The following is a 20,451-nucleotide window of genomic DNA, read 5'->3' as shown; positions in this document are numbered from 1 at the left end:
TCACTTAAAGCGAATCAAGCTTTTCAGCTTTAGATAAACTTAAGATCTATTTTCTTAATAAACAATAAAAAGCTCCATAAAGAAAGTTCGCTAGATATAAGCGAAGTAATACTTGCATAAGTGACTAGAATTTCATTTATTCTGTAATAAATATAATGTTAAAAATCTGAGACTGTTTGACCATCGGGGGTTTCGAAGCCTTAGTTATATTTATGGAAGAATGAATAGAAATTCTTCACGAAATTCAACAATTACTAAGCTATATCTAGCGAACTTTTACTTAATAGAGCTTTTCTATCTTGGAATTAATCCTATTTTCTTTTGCATTTTTCTAAGAGTTTTCATTGCAACATAGTTTGCTTTTTCTGCACCTTTTTTGTATATTTCCTCTAAAGCTTTCTTATCTCCTAATAAAGCTTTAACTTTTTCTTGAACTGGTGCTAGCTCTTCAACTATTGCCTCTCCAACATCCTTTTTAAAATCAGCATATCCTTTTCCATTATACATTTCAACAACCTCTTCTGGAGTATATCCTTTTATAGCACAAAGAATATTTATTAAGTTTTTAACTCCTGGTTGTTCATCAGTATAATTTACAACTCCAATGCTATCTGTTACAGCTCTTGAAATTTTCTTTCTTATAACATTAGGTTCATCCATTATTAATATGAAACCATTTGGATTAGCATCTGATTTAGACATTTTCTTACTTGGATCTTGTAAATCCATTATTTTTGCTCCCTCTTTTGGAACATATCCTTCTGGTATAGTAAATGTTGGGCTATAAGTATTATTAAATCTAGTAGCTATATCTCTAGCAAGTTCTAAATGTTGCATTTGATCCTTTCCAACTGGAACAAGGTCAGCATTATATAAAAGTATGTCTGCAGCCATAAGAACTGGATAGTTAAATAATCCTGCTCCTATTGAATCTCCCATTTTCTTTGATTTATCTTTATATTGAGTCATCCTGTTTAATTCACCCATGTATGAATTGCATGTTAAAAGCCATGAAGCTTCCGAATGAGCTGGTACATGTGATTGAATAAATAAAGTATTTTCTTCTGGATTTATACCTGAAGCTATATATATAGCTAAAACCTCTAAAGTTCTTCTTCTTAAGTCAGCTGGCAATTGTTTTACTGTTATTGCATGTAAGTCAACAACACAGAAATAGCAATCATATTCCTCTTGTAACTTAGTCCAATTTTTTATTGCTCCTAAGTAATTTCCTAATGTCAAATCTCCTGATGGTTTTATTCCACTAAAAATAACTTTTTTCTTATCTTCCATTATGACTCTGTCTTTTCACTAAAATTATATAATTGTATGAAGAGACAGATACACCTCCTTTATTTTAATTACTATATTATAAAAATTAACTTGTTTTTCTTAAGTAGCTTTCTTAATTAAATTCATGTCATTTAAAAATCTTGAACTTTAAATGTCTCATCTTATTTATTAACTAAGAAATAAAAAAGTCCTATAAGTCATTAAAACTTATAGGACGAATATATCGCGGTACCACCTAATATTACAAAGATAAAATCTTTGTATCTCTACCCTGTAACGTAAGGATTACGGTTTAGAATACTAAAAATTCCTCTAAACATCTCAAAGATCCATTCAACCTAATCATAACTATCATACTCTCAGCAATATATGATTCTCTGTAAGTCTGCTTTTAAGCTTACTAATTCTTTTCATAGATATTTTATATTAACTTTAATGTTATTTTATCATTTTTTTACTTTTAGTCAAGAATATTTATTTTTTCAATTATTGATAAGTTAAAAATTATATATGTTTATCTTTAAATCACATTAACACTAATTCAATGTTTTCTTTATTTTTTTATTAAATTATCAAATTTATAATCTTTTTATTTTATTTATAAAATATTTTTATTGATTTTATTTAACATTATGATAATATATTATTATAACTTTTATAAATAAAATTAAAAATCACATGAATAATAATAATGTAAATAAAGTAAAAAATATTGTTATAGAATCAAATTATATTTACTCATTTCTCATAAATTTTAAAAATTTCTATATAAACAATCTTAAACAAAGAACATTTTATGAGTTAAATATTTTATTGATTTGATTTTACAGAAAGATGAGGTGTGTTATGAATAACAAAAGATCAGATTTTTTAGTAATCGGCTTTGCATTATTTTCAATGTTTTTAGGTGCTGGTAACCTTATTTTCCCACCTTTTTTAGGAAGAAATTTAGGACCTGACTACTATTTAGGTATTATAGGATTTATAATAACTGGTGTTGGTGTTCCTCTACTTGGAATACTATCTTCAATGAGAGTTAACGGAAGATTTGAATTATTCGGAGATAAAGTTGGTAAGAAGTTCTCATTAATATATTCAATAGCATTGTTTATACTTATAGGACCATTATTAGCTATACCAAGAACAGCGGCTACTACATATGAATTGGCTTTTGCGCCTAACTTCCCTAACATAAATTACTTTGCAATAATAGTTGCTTATTTCTTAATAAACTTAATATTTGTATTAAAACCATCAAAGGTTATTGATGTTTTAGGTAAATTTTTAACACCTATATTATTAGCTATACTATTCTTCTTAATAGCTAAAGGTGTACTTAATCCTATAGATGCCTTAACTACATCATATACTCCAGATGCACTTCCAGTATCATTACTTGAAGGATATCAAACAATGGATGCTATTGCAGCTGTAATATTCTCTTCAATAATATTAGGTTCAATAAAATCTAAAGGATATACTGGAAAAGCAAGCTTTAAAATACTTATTAAAGCTGCAGCTATTGCAATCGGTGGGTTAGCAATAATTTACGGTGGATTAATATTCTTAGGTGCTCACACTGGGAACCAAGCTTTAGATTTATCAAAATCTCAATTATTACTTTTTATTGCTGAGAGTATTCTAGGACATGCAGGTGCAATATTAATCGGAATATCAATGGCATTAGCTTGCTTAACAACATCAATAGGATTACTTTCTGCTGGTGGAAGCTTCTTTGAAAGAGTTTCTAATGGTAAACTACCTTATAAATTTAATGTTATTTTAATGACTGTAACAAGTATACTAGTTGCCAGCATGGGATTAGATAAAATAATATCTTTATCAGGTACTTTACTTGGTATTATATACCCAGTAACAATAGTTCTTATATTATTAAACTTATTCCATAAGAGAATAACTAATCCACTTACTCATAAAGTTACTGTATATGTTACTTTAGTATTTAGTATATTAATAACATTAGCTGGTTTTATGCCTGGATTAGAAAACTTAGTTTCTCTACTTCCACTATACTCTAAGGGATTTGGTTGGTTATTACCTGCATTAGTAGGATTTATAATACCTAGCATTATTCCTAGCAGAAGAACTGCTACAGCTTAAAATATAAAAATTATAAAAACAAAAGAAATTAATGTATAAAATTTCTTTTGTTTTTTTATTTGGCTAATTAAAATAATCACTCATTTAAAACAGAGCTTTTTATTTATTATTGTACTTTTAAATTAATGTCGATTTTTAATTTTTGATTAGTATATTTAAACATAATTTTAATACTTTTCTATTTAATATTTTTATAAATAAATAGAATTATTTTATCAAAATTTCAACAATTTTATCCATAACTTTACAACTTATATAATAGAATGCTACAATTGTTTTGTAATTTAAAAAAGGGAGGATGCTTACATTGGCAAGAAATAATAATAAAAAAGGGAAATCCAAAAAGCCCGCTAAAAATCGTAAGTTAATAATAACACTTTCGATTATTGGTCTTTTGATAGTGGGTTTAGTAGGTGGAGCTGCTACCTATGGCTTAACGATGCTTAACAAAATGAATAAAGTTGATTTAAACGAAGAAAATTTAGGAATTAATAAGGATATTGATGAAAAGCTTTCTAAATATGATGGAATAACAAACATAGCCTTATTTGGAGTTGATGCTACTGAAGGAAATACTGGCAGATCTGATGCTATAATGATTGCTACAATTGATAAAGTACATAAAAAACTTAAATTAACTTCAATAATGAGAGATTCTTATGTAGAAATTCAAGGACATGGAAAAGATAAAATAAACCATGCTTATGCTTTTGGTGGTCATGAGTTAGCTTTAAAAACTTTAAATGAAAACTTTGATTTAAATATTAAAGATTTTGCTACAGTTAACTTCTCATCATTACCTAAAATAATAGATGCTGTTGGTGGAATCGAGTTAGATATAAGATCTGATGAACTTCAATATATAAATAATTATATAAATGAACTTAATACTTTAAATAAAACAAATTCACCTAATATAACTTCAGCTGGTACTCAGCATGTAGATGGAACTCAAGCATTAGCTTACTGTAGAATAAGATATACTTCTGGTGGAGATGGAGAAAGAACTGAAAGACAAAGAATAGTTTTAAGTAAACTATTTGAAAAATTCACTAAAGTTTCTCCAACTAAATATCCATCGATATTAAATGAACTTATGCCTATGGTAACTACTAACCTTTCATCTAGTGATATTTTAAGTCTTGCAACAACTGTTGCTTCTATGGGAGGATCTGGCTTAGAACAAGAAAGATTCCCTAAAGATAATTATTCAAAGGGTGAGATGATAAAAGGAGTTTATTACTTAACTTTTGACAAAGATGCTACAGTTAAGCAAATACATGATTATATCTTTGAAGATATAAAAAGCTAATAAAAAATAAACATTAGCTTTGTATTATATACAAAGCTAATGTTCTAAAATAATAGATAGTTTTACCTTTGTATCAAACTACCTAATTTCCACAAATGGCATAAGATAACTTATATTCTTGTTAATATCTATATAATTACTTTAATCATTATAGTAATTAATTTTATTTGCTTTTGGAGTTTAAATAATTAAAAACATCAGTTACTATATCTTTATCCACAGTAGAACTAAATTTTCTTGCAAATAGTCTACCAGAACCTATTAATTCATTAAAATCTTCTTTTCTAAATACGTAAGGATTTCCTCTCTTCCAATCTATATATCTCATACAAGATTTATAATTGTTTTCTCCTTTTAAATAGACATTCTCATAAAAACTTGAATTATAAACTATAGTTTGTAAAAACAATTCATCTGAACATGTAGAAAACTTAAAACTTTTCTTTGCCCATTCTTCTTTACTAACAACATATTGAGCTAAATCATCTGTAATACTAAACCATTGTGCACCAAAAGAAATTTTAATGTTATCATCCCATTTTCTTTCAAACTTAGTTGCTTTTTGTATCCTACCAATTACTTTATTAAAATTTCTTATCCCATATCCAAGTAATTTATTTGATGACTTGTAATATTTCATAAAGTGATAATTTTTCACTCTATTTTCAACAGATTTTGCTTCTTCATCACTACAAAAATGTATAAATTCTTTTCCTTTATTTTCTTCAAAAAATTCATGTATTTCATCTTGAGTTTTTAGGGGTAAATCTACTCCTGAAATTAAATGATAATATGAATATCCCTTTTTAGTTGCTGCTTTTAATAAAACTAATTCACATTCAACTTGAGTTGGTGCTCCCCATCTAACATCTTTTCTTTCAACGAACTCTATATTAGAATTTTTAACTAAATTTTTGAAATAATCAAATGGAAAATCCTTAACCTTTTTATCTATATGTAAATATAGATCATTTCTTTCATCATCTAATAATCTAATCAACTTTTCTAAAATTTCAAATTCATTATGTGCAATAATCATATATGCATGTTTTTTTTTCATTCGTCTTCCTCCATAAACCTAAAATATTACTAGGAATACGAAATATATTCCTAGTAATATCCAAATTTCAATTTATTACCCTATAACTTGTTTAACTGACTTTGCAATTGATTCTGCTATTTTTTGTTGATTTTTAGGATCTGCAGCTTTCTTAGCTTCATCTGGATTGGTAATAAATCCATTTTCAACTAATACTGCTGGCATATTAGTTCTCTTAGTAACACCTAAGTTTCTATCATGCTCTTTTCTATTAGAATAATTAACATCTGATGATAAATTATTTACTATAGTTTTAGCTAAGTCCTTTCCAACTAAAGCTTCTTTTGTTGGAGTTAAATCAACACTTAAATCATACCAATCATACCCATTAGGATCTTTTCCTGGAACTATATCTGTATTATCTAATCCGGATTTCCAACTACTATAAAATGTTGTTACTCCTTTAGCCATAATACTAGAAGATGAGTCATGATGTATACTGATGAATGCAGAAGCATTTAGTCCATTTGCCAAATCTACTCTTTTAGCAATACTTGTACTTAAATCATCCATAGGTCTCTCAAATAATTGTCTTGTTAATATAACAGAATATCCTTGCTTTTCAAGCTCATTTCTTAATTTATCAGCAATAAACATATCTAATTCTGTTTCACTATATTTTACACCATCAATAGTTGACTCTGCTCCATAGTCACCACCATAATTATGTCCTGGATCTACTACAATTAATTTTCTAGAAATATCTGTTGCTACACCATTCTCGTCAATTTCTTTTCCATCTATTGTAGTGTTTTTTGCCATAATTCCACTTTCAGGATAGAAGTAATATTCTTTTCCTTCAATAATTTGCCAACCTATTTGCATTCTTCCTAAATCATTAAAGTAATATTTATCACCGTTTATTTCTGTCCACCCTTTACTCATTACTCCATCATTGGTAAAGTAGAATGTATTTCCACCTAATTCCTTAAATCCTGTTGCCATTTCTCCATTATTTATATCTAGATAATAACTCTTATCTCCAATATCTTTCCAACCTCTATGCATTTTTCCATCGGCATTGAAATAATATTTATTATTATCTATAGTCATCCAACCTGTTTGCATTTTACCTTCAGCATTGAAATAATATTTTTCAACACCTATAGTTACCCATCCTGTTTCCATTCTTCCTAAATCATTAAAATAATAAGTATTTCCATCTATTTTAACAAGTCCCTTACTCATTACTCCATCATTAGTAAAGTAGAATGTTTTTCCTCCTAATACTTTAAAGCCTGTTGCCATTTCTCCATTATTTATATCTAGATAATAACTCTTATCTCCAATGTCTTTCCATCCCTTATGCATTTTTCCATCAGCATTGAAATAATATTTATTATTATTAGTAGTTATCCAACCTACTTGCATTCTTCCTAAATCATTAAAGTAATAAGTATTTCCATCTATATCTACTAATCCTTTACTCATTACTCCATCATTAGTAAAGTAGAATGTTTTTCCACCTAATTCTTTAAAGCCTGTTGCCATTACTCCATTTTCATCAAAATAATAGCTCTTATTATCTAAATCTAGCCATCCAATGTGCATTCTTCCATCTTCATTGAAATAATATCTTTTACTGCCCATATCAAGCCATCCACTTCTCATAGCTCCATCAGCATTAAAATAATATAAATTACCATCAATTTTTTTCCAACCTACTTGAAGTGTACCATCTTCATTTAAATAATATTTTTTTCCATTATCTTCAAACCAACCGTGAGTAATCATTTCTCCATCATTATTAAAGTAATAAGTTTTTCCATCAATGACAAGTTTACCTTTTTGCATAACACCTTTTTCATTGAAATAATATTTTTTTCCATCAAAATCTAAGAAACCTTTGTGAGCTTTTCCATCTTCATTGAAATAATATTTATTATTTCCTGAAGTTATCCAACCTGTTTCTCTTCTTCCTAAATCATTAAAGTAATAAGTTTCACCATCAACTTCTACTATTCCTTTACTCATTACTCCATCATTAGTAAAATAGAATGTTTTCCCTCCTAGTACTTTAAATCCAGTTGCCATTTCTCCAGTATTAACATCTAAATAATAGCTCTTATCTCCTAAATCTATCCATCCCTTATGCATTCTTCCTAAGTCATTAAAGTAATAAGTTTTTCCATCTATTTCTGTAAAGCCTTTACTCATTACTCCATCATTAGTAAAGTAGAATGTATTTCCACCTAATACCTTTAATCCAATTGCCATTTCTCCAGTATTAACATCTAAATAATAGCTCTTATCTCCTAAATCTATCCATCCTTTATGCATTCTTCCTAAGTCATTAAAGTAATAAGTTTTTCCATCTATTTCTGTAAAGCCTTTACTCATTACTCCATCATTAGTAAAGTAGAATGTATTTCCACCTAATACCTTTAATCCAGTCGCCATTTCTCCAGTATTAACATCTAAATAATAACTCTTATCTCCAATGTCTTTCCAACCTTTATGCATTTTTCCGTCTTCATTGAAGTAATATCTATTTCCTTTTATATCAATAAACCCAGCTTGTCTAATTCCATTTTCATCAAAATAATAAGTATAACCATCAATATCCTTTAATCCAGTTACTTTTTTATCATTTTCATAGTAATACCAGTTATTATTTTCTTGAATCCATCCATTCTTAACTTCATCAGCTTTAGCTGCCATTTCATTATATAAATTTAAAACTTCTAATCCATAAGATGGATTTGGTGCCCAAGCTCCACCTAATTCTTCTACAGTCTTAGCTTTTCCACAAATACTATCAAAATGTCTTGGATCATATGTATCCTTTCTTGGATATCCATTCGCACCAGCATATAAAGCTAAATGATCTAGATGAGCTTGTACACCTTGATCCCAGTTTTCAAATCTGAAATGAGCATTTGGATCATTATCCTCTCCACCTTGTCTTGTTTTTAATCCACAAGGATTATGATAAGTTGCATCTATTACTCCACCAAACTTACCATAACCAGTCTCCTTCGCTGATTGTGCATAAGCTACTGCTGGATTTACTCCGCCATGATCTTTAGCATATTTCCAATATAAACTTGCTAATCCTATAAACTCATCTGTAGCACCTTTTGATTTTGCCCATTCTTCTGCTATTTTTTGAGTTACTTTTGTATCAGAAATAATGTTTTCATTAGCTACATTTTGAACTGCAAACATCATAACTCCATTATTTGGTGATTCAGTTTCAAATTTATCATATAAATTCTTATCTTTATTTATGTCAATTTCATCTTTACTTATGTCATCTTGATTGTTTTCTAGATTTTTAGAATCTTTTTCTTTAGCTGTACCTTCATTAGAATCTTTAGAAGTGTCATCTTTTTTCTCAGTAATAACTGTATCCTTTTGGTTTGAATTAACCTCACTAGCTTGTACACTTAAATTCCCTACTAAACTAGTACTTAATGCTATTGCAACAATTAGCGCTATTCTTTTCATATAAATCCTCTCTATCTATAAATTTCTATTTTACCGTATATTAACACAATAATCTTATCATATTACCCATTAATTTTCAAAAATATTTAATGCAAAAACAATTTTTTTTAAATTTGTTAAAATATAAGAGTTTTTACTTAACTTTATTATCAATTTTTTAACAAAAATTGATAATAAAATCATTTCATACTTTTAATTTTTTCACTTTATAGTATAATAAATATGTAAAATTATATATAAAATTAAGGAGTTTTAAATGAAAATTTTATTTATACCATGGACATTTAGTAATGGTGGTGGTTCTGAAAAAATACTTTCCAACTTGTTAAATGCCTTAAAAAATTATAACTTTGATATAAGTTTATTTGAAATAGAAAAAGGTCATCATAACTTTGATACTAATAGTACTTTATTTAAATACCTAGGTTTTTTATTTAAAAACACACATCTTGAAAATTCTATTCCTTATAAAATAAAAAGAAAGTTTTTATTCTTTTTACTAGAAAATTTTCCTTCATTTATTAAAAAATTTTATATAAAAGAAGATTTTGATATAGTAATATCCTTCAATTACTTATACCCTAGTTTTGTAGCCTCTACTTTTAAAGGAAAAAAATTAATGTGGTTTCATGAGTTTATAGAAAACCTAGACTATTCTAAATTTAGCGGTAAAGAAAAATTTAAAATGAAACATTTATATAAAAATCAAAAAAAAGCTTTGAAGGAAGCAGATTACATAATTTCGATTTCTGAAAAAACTGAATCTATGATAAAAACTATATATCCAGAGTTTTCAAATAAAACGGTTAAGATATTTAATGGATATAATTTTGATGAAATCATAAAAAAATCTGATGAAACTTCTATTGATCCAATAGATATAATAGCTATAGGACGTTTAGATGAAAATAAGAATTTTTCATTACTTATAAATTCAATAAAAGAGGTAAAAAAGAGTCTTCCTAATATAAAAGTTAAAATTTTAGGCGAAGGAAATGAACGCGAATTACTAACTAACTTAATAAAAGAAAATTCCCTTCAAAATAATATAGAATTACTTGGATATACAAATAATCCTTATCCATATATAAAGTCAGCATCTATATTAGCTTTAACATCTAAGAAAGAAGCTTTCCCCACTGTAATTGTAGAAGCAATGTCATTAAATTGTCCTTTTGTTTCTACTAATGTTGGGGGAGTCAAGGAATTAAGTAATGATGGAAGATGTGGTAAAGTTATTTCTACTGAAGAGGATTTAGCTAAAACTTTAACACTATTATTAACTAATAGAGATTTATTAAATGACATGAAAAAAAATTGTAGTGAATATGTATCTAAATATTCATTAGAAAATCAAGCTACTGAATTAAATAAACTAATCTCTTCTCTACTTTAACAAAAAAGCTACTAGTAAAAACTAGTAGCTTTTTTGTTATATTTTTTCTCTATAATTATTTTTTCTCATAATTACTAGCTTAAACATAACAACTACAAAGGCTTGTAAACTTAAAGCTAATATTACTCCATTTAATCCAAAAGTATTTACTAAGAAATAAATTGCAACTAAATATACGGCATTAACACCTAATAAAATAGGAATTGTATATTTTATATAATTTAATGCTATAAACAAACTATGTACTCCTACAGTTCCATTTATAAATACAACAAATATTAAATAAAACATTAATGAGAATACATAATCATCATAATTTGGAATAAAGAATCCTAACCATAATTCATGAGTAAAATAAGCTAAAACTATTATTACAGTTCCTAAAGCAAAAATTGAATACATAAGCTTATCATTCATTTTTTTAGCACTTTTATAATTTTTCTTAGCTATTCTTTCGTTCATTTCAGGGTAAATTATTTGTCCTAGTGGTGAACCTAATTTACCAATAATTGAACCTATTTTCTCAAAAACTTTATATATAGATATTTGTGAATAACCTAAATATTTATTTATTATTACAGTTGTAAGAGTTCCTACTGGTATATCTATGGTTGATGATATATTACTATAAAAATTAAACATAAAGAATCCCTTATCTATATTTAACTTTCTTTTATAGAAATCTGTTAATTTTTTCTCTTTTAATGCTTTGTAAGCCAAATAGTTTATTAATACATTTGGAAGTATAAATAATATTACCTCTGAATAAAAATAATAATTGAAATTAAATCCGCCTACTATTCCTATTAAATATAATATTAATCTTGCAATAGCTACTAAAACATTACTATAGGTTATATAATTAAACTTGTTAAATGTTCTTAATATACCAATTGGTGTTCCTTGTATTTGGAATATTGATGCCCATATAAATATTTTTGCATAAAAGATCATATGACTATTCCAATCCATAAATCTTCCATACATATTTAAGAATACAAAACTAAAAAATGTTGCTAATATTACAGCAATTATATCAAGTGCATATGACTGATATATATAATCCTTAACCTTCTCATTATCTTTACGCTCAAATGCTACTGCAACATACTTTATTAGAGCTTGGAAAGATTTAAATCCAAAAATATTATTTAATAATAGACAATATGTTTGAATTGATAATATCATACCATTAAATTCTAACCCAATAGCTTTTATGATTATCATCATACTAAGCATTCCAATTAATGATACAACACCCTCTCCAGTTAGCAAGACAATAAAATTGTTTAAGAATTTATTATTTTTAAAACTATTAATTAAATTCTTCATTAATTATCCTCTATATTATAATAAAATTATTTCACTTTATATTTTTCATTAATAACTCTTATTTAAATAATATTTTTACAGCTACTTTATTTTTATACCAAGTAAAATATTTAGGCGAAATTATACTTATTAATAAAACATAAAAACCTTTTGAAACCTTATTGTTATTTTTTCCTAGGTCTAAAGCCTTTTTATGTAATTCATAAGCTTTCTTATTCCAACTTGAATCATCTTTAAGTAACAACCTATCTAATTCTTTTAAATTTAAATTATATAAAGTATTATCCTTCAAGTGCTTCTTATAAGTTTTTTGTAAAAACTGAGTTGTTGTAATCTGATAATCTTTCTTACTTATTGAAATTCCAGTATCTCTTAACCTATACTTTAATAATTTTTTATCTAAATTACACACCTTTTTCCCATTAACAACAAACTTTATTATTAATTCATAATCCTCTGCATACAATGCTTTGTCATATCCACCTAACTCTTTAACTGTATCAGTCTTATAAATAATAGTTGGATGAGCAAATGGGTTATCATATTTTAAATATTTTTTTATATCTTCATAGCTACAAACTCTATTATCTTCTAAAAGAATTTCATTTCCAATATCGTCTATATACTGAACTTTCGTTCCGATAAGCTCATATTCTGGATTATTAATTATAAAATTCATTTGTTCTTCTAATCTAGTGTTAATTGCTATATCATCTGAATCCATTCTTGCAATGTACTCACCACTTGAAAGGCTTATAGCTTTATTTAAAGTATCTATTAATCCTAAATTTTTCTCATTTACATAAAATTTTATTCTATCATCATTTTTAGAATATTCTTCTATTACTGATTTTAATTTTTTATTCTCTGGATTATCTAGTATTATTACAAACTCTAAGTTTTTATATGTTTGATTTAATATTGACTCAATACTTTCACGAACCCATATTTCTTCTTCATTATAAACACCCATTATTACTGAAATTTTAACTGAATTCACCCTATGCAGCCTCCCTATTTATAAAATATATTTTCAGTTCTATTATTTTTTATAGATTCTGCAATCCATAAAGCATTTATAAACCAAAAAATATAAGTCATTTCAGCTGCTATAGTATAATCTATACATCCACCAGCAATAAATAATATATTGGCAACTAAATATTCTATTCTTCTATTTCTATAATATATAAATAACATTGCTAATATTAATGCTACAAATAAAATACAACCAATAATTCCTCTTTCAATTAATTCATTTATGAAAATATTATGTCCATTTGTAAATGGGAAATCCAAATTAGGATTTGTCATAAGAAAATCACTTCCCATAGATACATTTCCCATAGGATCTGAGCCTATTTGATGCATTGCACTTTGCCAAATATATAATCTAGACCCTAAAGTAAATATGTTTCTTTTCATACTTACAATCCAAATACCCACAACCCCTATTATAGGTACGCCTACCATAGTTAATATTTTTAACCATCTGAATCTACAGAATAAACTTAATATCATATCTTTTAATATAAATATTAATGCTAGTCCTCCTATTGCAATAGATGTAATAGAACTTGATAGTATCAAGTTTATGTAAAGTAATATTATTGTAAAAATCTTCATTTTCTTATTTACAAACTTATTATAGTTAACAAAGAATATACCTATTAAGCAGTAAAGAGCATATCTACTTTTATGTGAAGTCAGCCATGATAATCTAATCTCATGATCCCACATAAGATAGGTTTTTGTTGGTGTTAAATATATTCCATGTTCAAAAGATAAATCTATTTTACTATACCCTAGAATAACCATAACAATTGCTGCTATTGCTGTTATTAAAAATATATAAAAAATAAATTTATTTAATTTCTCTATTATGTAATCACTATTAACAAAATCATAAATTAAAAATAACATAGTTATAAATGGAATTACTATATTTGCAGAATAAACTATTGCACTAGGCATTTTTACTAAAGTAAGTACTAAAACATATATCGCATATATAGCAGTTATGTAATAAAAAGGCTTCAAATCTCTATTTTTATCTAAGAATCCTCTTATGCTCCCTAATATTCTTATTCTATAAAGTATAAATAATCCTGAAATAAGTGTTACAAAATAAAAATAATTAAAATTATCTAGAACAATTACTTTTATTAAAACTAAAGCGAATAAATATAATACTATTATGGGTATTAAATTGTATTTTTCATTTTTCAAATTCATATAAACATCCTCCACTATTGTAAACTTTTATATAATTCACAATAAGAATTTATAAACTTACTAATTTCATATTTGTTAATAAAATCTATTTCTGCTTGTTTTGCTCTTAATTTAATTTCCTCTTCATTTTGCATACAGAATTTAATTTTATTTTTAATTTCATTAGCATCATTTCTCTTCATTGGTATTCCATTTTTTTCATTAATGACTCCAGCAATTCCTCCTATTTGGTGAGCAATTATAGGAACATCATAACTCATAGTCTCTAATAGTGTTATAGGTAACCCTTCCATATCAGAATGTATTATTAAACAGTTACTTTCATCTAAAACATCCCTAACATCATCTATAAAGCCATAAAACTTTATTTCATTTGTCATATTATTTTCATTTGCAAATTCTTTTAACTCTTTTTCTAATTCTCCATTTCCTGCTATTACACACTTAAACTTAACATTTTCTTTTTTTAATTCTATTAAAGCATCTATTAATTTTTTATGTGCTTTTACTGGAGTTAGTCTACCTATTGTACTTATTGTAAAAACATCATTTAAATTTTTTTTTCTTTTTTCTAAAGGCTTTATTCCATTTATAATAGTATCAATCTTTTTCGAATCTACTTTCATTTCATTAATAAAAAAATCACTTAAAGCATCAGAAACAACTATATATTTACTATTATATTTTAATAATACTTTTTGAAGAAAACAGTATATTTTCCCTTTCAATTCATTTGTAGTATCAAAATCAGCCCTACTATGAATAGTAGTAACTAATTTACGCTTAGTCATCTTAGCTAATAAAACTCCAAAAATTTCAGAGGTAACTCCATGAGCATGAATTATATCTATTTTATTATTTTCTATATACTTTTTCACTTCAAATAAACTCTTTAAAATTTTCTTTTTATCATTTTCAATAAATACACAATTTTGCTTATTATCTTTAGATTCTATCACCTCAAAAAATTTAGTATCCTTCAAAGCTACTAAATGCATATTTATATCTGAATAATTATAAAAAAACAAATTCTCTATTACTTTTTCAGCGCCACCATAATCTCTACCTAAATCAATCGTTAAAACATTTATCATTAATTACCTCTTCATTTCATCCATAAAATGTTTTATAAATTTAGGATACTTAACAAAATATCTAGAAAACAGTCTTGTAGGTTCTTTCATAAATCTGTAGAACCATTCCATACCTATTTTCTGAACAAATTTCGGAGCTCTTTCAATTTCTTCTGAATATATTTTTAATGCTCCTCCAATAGCTATCGCAATATTTACATTAAGTTTTTCTATATTTTCAGTAATCCAAATTTCCTGTTTAGGAGATCCCATACCAACAAAAAGTATATTAGAATTTGTTTCATTTATTTTTTTCACTATTTCATCATTATCTTCTTCACTAAAATAACCATTATTATAACTTACAGATTTTATGCCATTAAAATCTCTTTTAATATTATCTGTTAACTTTGTCAATGTTTCATCTGTAGCACCTAAAAAGAAGATATTTAAACTCTTTTTATCAGCTATCTTTAATAATTCATCCATTAAATCAACACCAGTTATTTTGTATATTGGAGTTTTTTTTGCTTTTGCAGTAGCAACAACTGGCCATCCATCCGCAATTATATACTCAGCCTTACTGTATTTGTCAAAAACATTATTATTTGCTTTTATATTAATTATGTGATCTACATTAGGCGTATATATTCTTACCTTTTTATTCTCATCTATATCCTTTTCTAATTCTATCTTTATATCTTCTAAATTCTTATCATAAAAATCTAGATTGAAAATCTTAACCATCAATTACTCTCCTTAAAATTAACTAGCATTTTCATCTCCAAATAGTACGAAAAATGTTTTAAATATAAGTTTCATATCTAAACTTAGACATCTTTCATGTACATATTTAACATCTAGTTTCATCCAATCTTCAAATCCAATTGAATTTCTCCCCATAACTTGCCAATAACATGTTATTCCCGGCTTAACAGTAAGTCTTTCCATCATCCAAGGTTCAAACTCAACAACCTCTTTTGGCAAGCTTGGTCTTGGTCCAACTAAAGTCATCTCTCCTTTTAGGACATTTATTAATTGAGGTAACTCATCAATACTTGTTTTTCTTATGAATTTTCCTATCTTAGTTATTCTAGGATCATTTTTCATCTTAAACATAGGACCAGACATTTCATTCTGTTCTTTTAATCTCTCTTTAATCTCTTCTGCATTTACTACCATTGATCTAAACTTGTACATATTGAAAGTTTTACCATTTAAACCAACTCTTTCTTGAGAAAAAAAGATTGGCCCTTTAGAATCCAATTTTATTAAAATTGATACTATTATAAATATTGGACTTAATATTATTAATCCTAAAGCTGAAGCTAATATATCTATAAGTCTCTTTATAAATAAATATCCTATTTTATCTTCTTTAACTTTATTTTCCAACTCTTCTTTGGCAAAAATATTTTTTTCAACCAAAACTAGCACTCTCCTCAAATTTTATTTTTCACTTTTAATTAAAGAACAAACTTTTCGAAAACGAAAGCTACCCCATCTTCCTCGTTACTCTTAGTAACAAAGTCAGCCTTTTCTTTTACTTCATCAAAAGCATTTCCCATGGCAACTCCAAGCCCAGCATATTCTATCATATGAAGATCATTACCAGCATCTCCAATTGCTATAACTTCTTCTCTTTTTATATCTAAACTCTCAGCAAGTGACTTAACACCTTCACCCTTATGACAAGTTTTACTTAAAAACTCTAAGAAATATGGAGCACTTCTTACTACAGTATATTTTTCATATACCTCTTTTGGTAACTTTTTAATTCCAGCCTCTAAAATTTCTGGTTCATCAATCATCATTATTTTTATTATTTCTTCATCTTCCTTGACATCATTATAATTGGTTTCATAAACATCTATTCCATTTATTCTACCTTCTAATTCCGTATATTTATTCATTTTAGGAGTTATACAGCCATCTTTAGAAAAAGCATGTATATTAACTCCAACGTTTTTGCTTATTTCATGTAAATATTTTAAATCGTTTCCTCTTAAAGTATCTCTACAAATTACTCTATCCGGACCAATCTCTTTAACTATAGCTCCATTAAAAGTTAAAACATATTCATCATTGTGATATAAGTCTAATTCTTCTAAATATCTTTTAACTCCATCAACTGGTCTTCCTGTTGCTAAAACAACCTTAACATTTTTTTCTCTAGCTTTTTTTATAGCATCCTTAGTTCTTTCAGATATAGTTTTATCTTCTCTTAATAAAGTCCCATCCATATCTATCGCTACTAATTTATACATTAAATTCACCTCTTAAATATATTAAAACAAAGTATATATAGCCATCTTATTTTTATAAATACTACGTAATTATATCAAAATACATATTTCATTTCATCATTTTTTGGCATATTTACTTAAAATTATACCATATGCTTGTATTTTTTTAAAATATAACAATTGAATTGTAACAATTTGTCTTCTCTTATTATATTTTTTTAAACTTTTTGAAACATCATTTTCTTTATTAAAGATTGAAATAAAACTTCTAAATTGATATAATGAAATTTGTCATTTATTTAGATATTTGAGTTTATTCAAATCAAAATAATGTAATTTTCGTAAAAAAATATACTCAAACAGAAATAATTTTAATGAAAATTTTAACTTATTATAAATACATACTTTAATGGGGGTTTAATATGCCAATTAGAATTGCAATTCTTGGTGGTCCAAGATGTGGGAAGACAACTTTAATACAACAACTTTATGTTGAATTTAAAATTAGAGGCTTAGATGTTGGAGCCGCAACTGAATACAGTACAGAATACCTTAAAGAAAAAGGCATGATAGAAACTATTTCTGAGCAATACGGTATTTATTTAGGACAACTTCGTTTAGAAGAATCATTAAATCAATTTGATTATGCCCTAACTGACTATGCAACTTTTGTACCATATATATATGGAAGATTTATGTTAGGCGACAAAAAAAGATCTGAAAAAGAAATTGAAATATTAAAAGATCTTTATCACTTAGCCCTTAAGGACCTTCCAAAATACGACTACGTATTCTTTGTTCCTAGAGAGTTTGGTTATACTCAAGATGGTGTTAGATGGCAAGATGAATCAACTGCTTCTGCTGTTGATAATGCACTAAAGCAATTCTTAGATAGTGAAAATGTTAAATATACTATAATAGAAGGTTCAACTAAAGATAGAGCCAGACAAATACTTTCAATTGTAGGATTAGAAAATAAGGAAACTCTACCTACTATAAAAGAACTAAAAAAGAAAAATACTAAGTAAAAATATAAAAATAGGTCATATTAATATAAAACAATATGACCTATTTTTTATATTAAAACTATTTATTAATTTGACAGTTATTTTATGTTATAATAATCTAGGCTATTTAAGAGGTAAACTAAATTATTTTCTTAATCTTTCATATTTGTATATATTAATGAAGGAAAATAGTTAATATTTTAATATACATAGAAAATCAAGGAGGAAATTAGATTGAGCGATTTAATTAAGGAAATAGAGAAAAGAAGAACCTTTGCCATCATCTCTCACCCTGATGCTGGTAAAACTACTCTTACTGAAAAATTCTTACTTTATGGAGGAGCTATTAGAATGGCTGGTTCTGTAAAGGCTAGAAAAGCTGCTACTCACGCAGTTTCTGACTGGATGGAAATTGAAAAGCAAAGAGGTATCTCTGTTACTTCATCTGTTATGCAATTTAACTATGGCGGATACTGCATAAACATACTTGATACTCCTGGTCACCAAGATTTCTCAGAGGATACATATAGAACACTTATGGCTGCAGACTCAGCTGTTATGGTTATTGATGGAGCTAAAGGTGTCGAGGATCAAACAAGAAAGCTATTCCAAGTTGCTTCATTAAGAGAAATTCCAATATTCACTTTTGTAAACAAAATGGATAGAGAAACTAGAGATCCATTCCAACTTTTAGAAGATATCGAAAGTGAACTTGGAATAAAATCTTATCCAATGAACTGGCCAATAGGATGTGGAAACAACTTTAAAGGAGTTTACGATAGAGCTACAAATACAATTCACATGTTTGACGGTGGAAATCATGGTCAAAGTGAGGTTACAACTATAACTGGAGATTTAGAAGACCCTAAATTCAAAGAACTTTTAGGAGAAGATTTACATAGTAAACTAATGGAAGATGTTGAATTATTAGATATTGCTGGTGATGAATTTGATTTAGAGAAAGTTAGAAAAGGAGAATTAACTCCTGTATTCTTTGGATCAGCTCTTACAAACTTCGGAGTTGAACCATTCTTAAATGATTTCTTAAAATTAACTACTTCTCCATTACCAAGAAACTCATCAATAGGAGAAATTAATCCTATGGAAGAGCCATTCTCAGCTTTCGTATTTAAAATACAAGCTAATATGAATAAAGCTCATAGAGATAGACTTGCTTTCATGAGAATATGTTCTGGTAAATTTGAAAAAGGAAAAGATGTATTCCATGTTCAAGGTGGTAAGAAAGTTAAACTTGCTCAACCTCAACAATTCTTAGCTCAAGATAGAGAGGTTGTTGAAGAAGCATATGCTGGAGATATTATAGGGGTATTCGATCCAGGTATATTCTCAATCGGAGATACTTTATGTTTAAATCCTAAAAAATTCAAATTTGAAGGAATTCCTACATTCGCTCCTGAGCACTTTGCTAGAGTTAAACCTATAGATACTATGAAAAGAAAACAATTCATAAAAGGTGTTACTCAAATAGCTCAAGAAGGTGCTATTCAGGTATTTAAAGAATTACACATAGGTATGGAAGAAATCATAGTTGGTGTTGTTGGTGTTCTTCAATTCGAAGTTTTAGAATACAGATTAAAAAATGAATACAACGTTGATATAAAAATGGAAAGACTTCCATTTAGATATGTTAGATGGATTGAAAATGACAATATAGATGTAGATTCATTAAACTTAACTTCTGATACTAAGAAAGTTAAAGACTTTAAAGATAGAAATCTACTTATATTCCAAAATGACTGGGGTATTTCATGGGCTATAGATCATAATCCTGGAATAATACTTTCTGGTGTCGGTAAATCTAACGATTAATATACTATTTTAAAGAAAACACATGATTTTTAAGAAAACTCTTAAAAAATCATGTGT

At 26.8% G+C, this 20,451-nt stretch carries 15 protein-coding genes, 1 pseudogene and 1 other annotated feature; of the genes and pseudogenes, 5 read left to right on the top strand and 11 right to left on the bottom strand.

Features of this window, described 5'->3' with window-relative positions; genetic code table 11:
- Window positions 1-294: 294 nt before the first annotated feature.
- Entirely contained in the window at window positions 295-1,293 is a 999-nt protein-coding gene (gene trpS / locus AC2A4K_RS03875) for a tryptophan--tRNA ligase (RefSeq protein WP_322504277.1), read from the bottom strand.
- Window positions 1,294-1,500: 207 nt separating this feature from the next.
- Window positions 1,501-1,716 (bottom strand) — a binding site (T-box leader).
- A 423-nt stretch (window positions 1,717-2,139) separates the two neighbouring features.
- Between trpS and brnQ the strand changes: the two genes are divergently transcribed.
- Window positions 2,140-3,414, top strand: coding sequence for a branched-chain amino acid transport system II carrier protein (gene brnQ, locus AC2A4K_RS03870; protein WP_322504278.1), 1,275 nt, complete (start codon window positions 2,140-2,142; stop codon window positions 3,412-3,414).
- A 307-nt stretch (window positions 3,415-3,721) separates the two neighbouring features.
- The gene (locus AC2A4K_RS03865) at window positions 3,722-4,726 is read left to right on the top strand and encodes an LCP family protein (RefSeq protein WP_322504279.1); all 1,005 of its coding nucleotides are present in this window, start codon (window positions 3,722-3,724) and stop codon (window positions 4,724-4,726) included.
- A 163-nt stretch (window positions 4,727-4,889) separates the two neighbouring features.
- Here AC2A4K_RS03865 and AC2A4K_RS03860 read toward each other — a convergent pair whose 3' ends face one another.
- The 3 genes and pseudogenes from AC2A4K_RS03860 to AC2A4K_RS03850 form a co-directional block, all read right to left on the bottom strand.
- Window positions 4,890-5,786, bottom strand: a complete 897-nt coding sequence (locus AC2A4K_RS03860) for a beta-1,6-N-acetylglucosaminyltransferase (RefSeq protein ID WP_322504280.1) — start codon at window positions 5,784-5,786, stop codon at window positions 4,890-4,892.
- A 75-nt stretch (window positions 5,787-5,861) separates the two neighbouring features.
- Window positions 5,862-8,165: an N-acetylmuramoyl-L-alanine amidase gene (locus AC2A4K_RS03855; protein ID WP_488458851.1), complete on the bottom strand. Its 2,304-nt coding sequence runs from the start codon at window positions 8,163-8,165 to the stop codon at window positions 5,862-5,864.
- Between the two features lie 63 nt (window positions 8,166-8,228).
- A pseudogene (locus tag AC2A4K_RS03850) lies at window positions 8,229-8,993 on the bottom strand (glucosaminidase domain-containing protein); the annotation flags it as partial.
- Between the two features lie 538 nt (window positions 8,994-9,531).
- Between AC2A4K_RS03850 and AC2A4K_RS03845 the strand changes: the two are divergent.
- The gene (locus AC2A4K_RS03845) at window positions 9,532-10,671 is read left to right on the top strand and encodes a glycosyltransferase (protein WP_322504282.1); all 1,140 of its coding nucleotides are present in this window, start codon (window positions 9,532-9,534) and stop codon (window positions 10,669-10,671) included.
- A gap of 36 nt (window positions 10,672-10,707) precedes the next feature.
- On the opposite strand, the gene AC2A4K_RS03840 is transcribed toward AC2A4K_RS03845, so the two are convergent.
- The 7 genes from AC2A4K_RS03840 to yidA are packed head-to-tail and all read right to left on the bottom strand — an operon-like array spanning window position 10,708 to window position 17,578.
- A complete protein-coding gene (locus AC2A4K_RS03840; protein WP_322504283.1) occupies window positions 10,708-12,003 on the bottom strand; it encodes a lipopolysaccharide biosynthesis protein in 1,296 nt (431 codons plus the stop codon).
- Between the two features lie 58 nt (window positions 12,004-12,061).
- Window positions 12,062-13,003, bottom strand: a complete 942-nt coding sequence (locus AC2A4K_RS03835; RefSeq protein WP_322504284.1) for a glycosyltransferase — start codon at window positions 13,001-13,003, stop codon at window positions 12,062-12,064.
- A 14-nt stretch (window positions 13,004-13,017) separates the two neighbouring features.
- Complete coding sequence (locus tag AC2A4K_RS03830) at window positions 13,018-14,238, bottom strand: O-antigen ligase family protein (protein WP_322504285.1); 1,221 nt, start codon at window positions 14,236-14,238, stop codon at window positions 13,018-13,020.
- A gap of 14 nt (window positions 14,239-14,252) precedes the next feature.
- Complete coding sequence (locus AC2A4K_RS03825; protein ID WP_322504286.1) at window positions 14,253-15,332, bottom strand: glycosyltransferase; 1,080 nt, start codon at window positions 15,330-15,332, stop codon at window positions 14,253-14,255.
- A gap of 3 nt (window positions 15,333-15,335) precedes the next feature.
- Window positions 15,336-16,058, bottom strand: a complete 723-nt coding sequence (locus AC2A4K_RS03820) for a WecB/TagA/CpsF family glycosyltransferase (RefSeq protein ID WP_322504287.1) — start codon at window positions 16,056-16,058, stop codon at window positions 15,336-15,338.
- Window positions 16,059-16,076: 18 nt separating this feature from the next.
- Window positions 16,077-16,724: a sugar transferase gene (locus AC2A4K_RS03815; protein ID WP_322504324.1), complete on the bottom strand. Its 648-nt coding sequence runs from the start codon at window positions 16,722-16,724 to the stop codon at window positions 16,077-16,079.
- A gap of 53 nt (window positions 16,725-16,777) precedes the next feature.
- Window positions 16,778-17,578 (bottom strand): sugar-phosphatase, encoded by an 801-nt coding sequence (gene yidA, locus AC2A4K_RS03810; protein WP_322504288.1) that lies wholly within the window; start codon window positions 17,576-17,578, stop codon window positions 16,778-16,780.
- A 401-nt stretch (window positions 17,579-17,979) separates the two neighbouring features.
- Here yidA and AC2A4K_RS03805 point away from each other — a divergent pair, with 401 nt between their 5' ends.
- Together AC2A4K_RS03805 and AC2A4K_RS03800 are read left to right on the top strand one after the other, a co-directional pair.
- The gene (locus AC2A4K_RS03805) at window positions 17,980-18,585 is read left to right on the top strand and encodes an ATP-binding protein (RefSeq protein ID WP_322504289.1); all 606 of its coding nucleotides are present in this window, start codon (window positions 17,980-17,982) and stop codon (window positions 18,583-18,585) included.
- A gap of 213 nt (window positions 18,586-18,798) precedes the next feature.
- The gene (locus AC2A4K_RS03800; protein WP_322504290.1) at window positions 18,799-20,394 is read left to right on the top strand and encodes a peptide chain release factor 3; all 1,596 of its coding nucleotides are present in this window, start codon (window positions 18,799-18,801) and stop codon (window positions 20,392-20,394) included.
- Window positions 20,395-20,451: the final 57 nt, after the last annotated feature.

It is taken from the genome of Clostridium sp. LIBA-8841 (assembly GCF_057782475.1).
The sequence above is the reverse complement of the archived record's forward strand: the minus strand, read 5'-3'. Positions and strand labels throughout refer to the sequence as shown.